The organism is Sphaerochaeta sp. UBA5836 (assembly GCF_002432845.1).
GTDB lineage: Bacteria > Spirochaetota > Spirochaetia > Sphaerochaetales > Sphaerochaetaceae > Sphaerochaeta.
The window spans coordinates 8,930-12,199 of record NZ_DJGW01000043.1; the positions used below are offsets into that span (position 1 = coordinate 8,930).

Below are 3,270 nucleotides of genomic sequence, written 5' to 3' on the forward strand. Positions count from 1 at the left end.
GCTATGAAGGGGAAGACCAGAAACGAGAGGTTCAAAAGGAAATAGGGAAAGAATGCATCGGAATTAAAAAGGCCGAAGAGGGCAGGAATGCGACTGATGGCAAATTGGATGATCAGCAGCAGAAAGACCTTGGCATGAAGGGCTGGACTCGTTCTTTGGCTTATCAACTCAAACCTGGCTCCCCTGCGATACAGGGAGACAAGTACAGCTTCGTCGCGCCCAAGGTGTGCTTCCAATTGCGAGGCGCTGGCCTGCTGTGCCTGCACTTCAGCGGCAATCTGTTGTTCGGTTTTTCCTTGACGCTTGAGGTCGTCTTTCCAGGCGGTACGTAGTGGTTCCATACAATTCTCCAGCTGTGTAGCATAACCCTGGTTTTCTCTCTTGTACAGCCGAAAGGGGTGCATTTTGACTGTTGCTCAAAAAACAGGGTTGGCAGTGATTGCCAACCCTGTATTCCAAAGCGTCGCTTCAATTAATATTTGCCGTACAAGGGACCGAAGGTTGCGCAGGCGCGGAAGTCTGCTCCCTCCTTGTCCATGCCGAGCATCGACCAGGCGCTGGGGCGGAATATCTGGTCCTCGCTCACGTTGTGCATGCATACGGGAATGCGCAGCATCGAGCAGAGGGTGATCAGATCGGCTCCGAAGTGGCCGTAGCTGAGTGCGCCATGGTTGGCTCCCCAGTTCGCCATCACCGAATACACGTCCTTGAACGGACCTTCCTTGCCATCCGTCCTGGGTACGAACCAGGTGGTCGGCCAGGTTTGGTCGGTTCGCTTGTTGATGGTGTCGAACACATGCTCGGGAACATCGCAAGTCCAGCCTTCAGCAAGTTGCAGAACCGGGCCGACTCCCTTTACCAGATTGACACGAACCATGGTAAGGGGCATGCCGCCTTCGCTGAGGAAGGTGGAGCTGAAACCACCACCGCGGAAGTAGCCGCAGTTGGCAACACTGAAACGGGTATTTTCGAGGGTCTTTTTTACATCCTCCTCGGTGATGTCCCAGTAGTGCTTCATCTCGCTTTCGCCCTTCTGGTTCTTCATCTGTCCTGCAGCGTCCAAGGTGGTGGCCCCGCTGTTGATGAGGTGGATGAATCCATCCTTGGCCAAGCCTTCGGGCTTCCAGCCGGTCACCCGCTCTACGGCTTCGGGGCTCCAGTAGGTGCGCACATCACTGAAGATTGCCGCACGGTTGGTCAACAGCTTGCAGAAAAGCATGCTGATGCCGTTGAGGTGGTCGTTCTCGGTGGCCATGATGTACGGCTCGCGAATTCCGTTCCAGTCGAAGCTGGTGGTGAGCATGGTTTCCATGAAGTCGCCGTTCGGCCAGTGGTCGGTCCACTGTCGCTGGCCTTGGAAGCCTGCAAGCAGGGCGTTGTGGCCGAGAGCCTCTTCCTTGAATCCCAGCTTCTCGAGCTTCTTGTTGCCGATCATGAGGTCGCGACCGATCATGGTCATTTTGGTGCAGTACTCCCAATCCTTCTTCAGCTGCTCTTCGCTTCTGCGGAATTCAGGGGTATTGACGGTGTCCTCAGCCTGGATGCAGTTTTCACGAACCCATGCAATGGCTCTCGTATACTCTTCAGGATCATAAATCTCTTCGGCGATGCGTCTTTCAATTTCGCACATGTCGATGGCTTCGGTTCTCATTCCCAAGTAGCTCTGCAGCAGGTCGTGGTCGACGATGGAACCGGCGATGCCCATTGCCATGCCGCCGATGGACAAGTAGCTCTTGCCTCTCATGGTTGCCACTGCGAGCGCTGCACGGGCGAAGCGCAAAATTTTCTCCGAGACATCATCGGGGATCGATGTATCGCTGTTGTCCTGTACATCGCGACCGTAGATGCCGAAGGCGGGAAGGCCTTTCTGGGTATGGGCTGCAAGGACTGCAGCAAGGTATACGGCGCCAGGGCGCTCGGTGCCGTTGAAACCCCAGACAGCCTTGATCGTCATCGGGTCGATGTCGAACGTCTCGGTTCCATAGCACCAGCAGGGGGTGACGGTCAAGGTTATTGCAACTCCCTCCTTGGCAAACTTCTCCGCGCAATCGGCACTTTCCCGAACGCGGCCGATGGTGGTGTCGGCGATGACGCATTCGACAGGTTCTCCGGTTCCGTGGAATACGTTGTCGCTGATCAGCTTTGCAGCCGCCTTCGCCATGTTCATGGTCTGAACCTCAAGCGATTCGCGGACTCCTCTCTGTCTTCCGTCGATAACCGGTCTGATTCCGATTTTTGGAAGTGCGGAAGCGTACCGTCTTTCAGGTCCCACATTTTTCATTCCAGATATATTTGCCATATTGTCCCCCTTGGTATATGATAGGAATGTAATCGTTTACATCATGTGTAGTATCGCACACGATTGTGGCAATTGCAATCCAAATTGTACAGGAGCACCCAATGCTGAAAACTATTCCTTCCATCCTGAGCCCCGAGCTTTTGAAAATCCTCATGGAGATGGGCCATGGTGATGAGCTGGTCATCGGGGACGGCAATTTCCCGGCGGCTTCGATGAATTCCCGTGTTGTTCGGCTCGACGGTCATGGCGTTGAGGAGATTCTCAAGGCCATTCTTCAACTTTTTCCCTTGGACAGCTATGCCCCCAATGCATTTTTGATGGAAAAAGTCGCAGGTGACGCCGTGGAGACCCCGATCTGGGCTTCCTATGAAGCGATAGCCAAAGAAGGCGATCCTGGCTTCAAAGGCTTTGGTCACTTGGAGCGCTTTGCCTTCTATGAACGCAGCCGCAAGGCCTATGCGGTCGTGGCTACCGGTGAGTCGGCGCTGTACGCCAACATCATCCTCAAGAAAGGGGTGGTAGTCTGATCAGGGTCTTGGGGAGGTCCACAGCTGTTTGTACTGCCTCGGGCTCATCTGCATGTGGTTCCTGAACTGCCTGGCAAAGTAATTGGCATCGGAAAAGCCTGTTTTTTCACTGATGCGCTCAATGCTGAGGTTGGTGGTGAGCAGCAGTGTGGAAGCAAACGCGATGCGCCGGTGGATGTGAAAGTCTACCGGCGACCATCCGGTGGAGAGCTTGAATTGCCGGTTGAGCGTGCTTGCGCTCATGTTTGAATGGGCGACCAACTCCTCCAGTGAAAGACTTCTGTCGATGTTCTGTTCCATGAATGCGATGACCTGCTCCAAACGCTGGTCGGGCTGGAACACCCCTCCCTTGCGGGAGGTGTGGAAACGGCTGACCAGGATGAGCAGCTGCAACAGCTTTGAGTAGGCCATCGCAGAAGCACCGTTTCCGTAATCCTGCTTTTC

The 3,270-nt window shown here is 54.6% G+C and carries 4 protein-coding genes; 1 reads left to right on the plus strand and 3 read right to left on the minus strand.

The genetic code is table 11. The annotated features are described in order from the left end of the window. Positions 1-341: hypothetical protein (locus B3F49_RS03400; RefSeq protein ID WP_293908963.1), on the minus strand; the 341-nt coding region annotated here is incomplete at its 3' end. Between the two features lie 131 nt (positions 342-472). Further along, positions 473-2,299: an L-fucose isomerase gene (locus B3F49_RS03405; protein ID WP_293908965.1), complete on the minus strand. Its 1,827-nt coding sequence runs from the start codon at positions 2,297-2,299 to the stop codon at positions 473-475. Between the two features lie 101 nt (positions 2,300-2,400). On the opposite strand from B3F49_RS03405, the gene fucU reads away from it, so the two are divergent. Then, on the plus strand, positions 2,401-2,826 hold the full coding sequence (gene fucU, locus B3F49_RS03410) for an L-fucose mutarotase (protein WP_293891752.1): 426 nt from the start codon (positions 2,401-2,403) through the stop codon (positions 2,824-2,826). Here the strand turns inward: fucU and B3F49_RS03415 are convergent. Further along, positions 2,827-3,270 (minus strand): AraC family transcriptional regulator (locus B3F49_RS03415; RefSeq protein WP_293908967.1); only part of this gene is annotated, 444 nt, incomplete at its 5' end. It lies immediately after the preceding gene.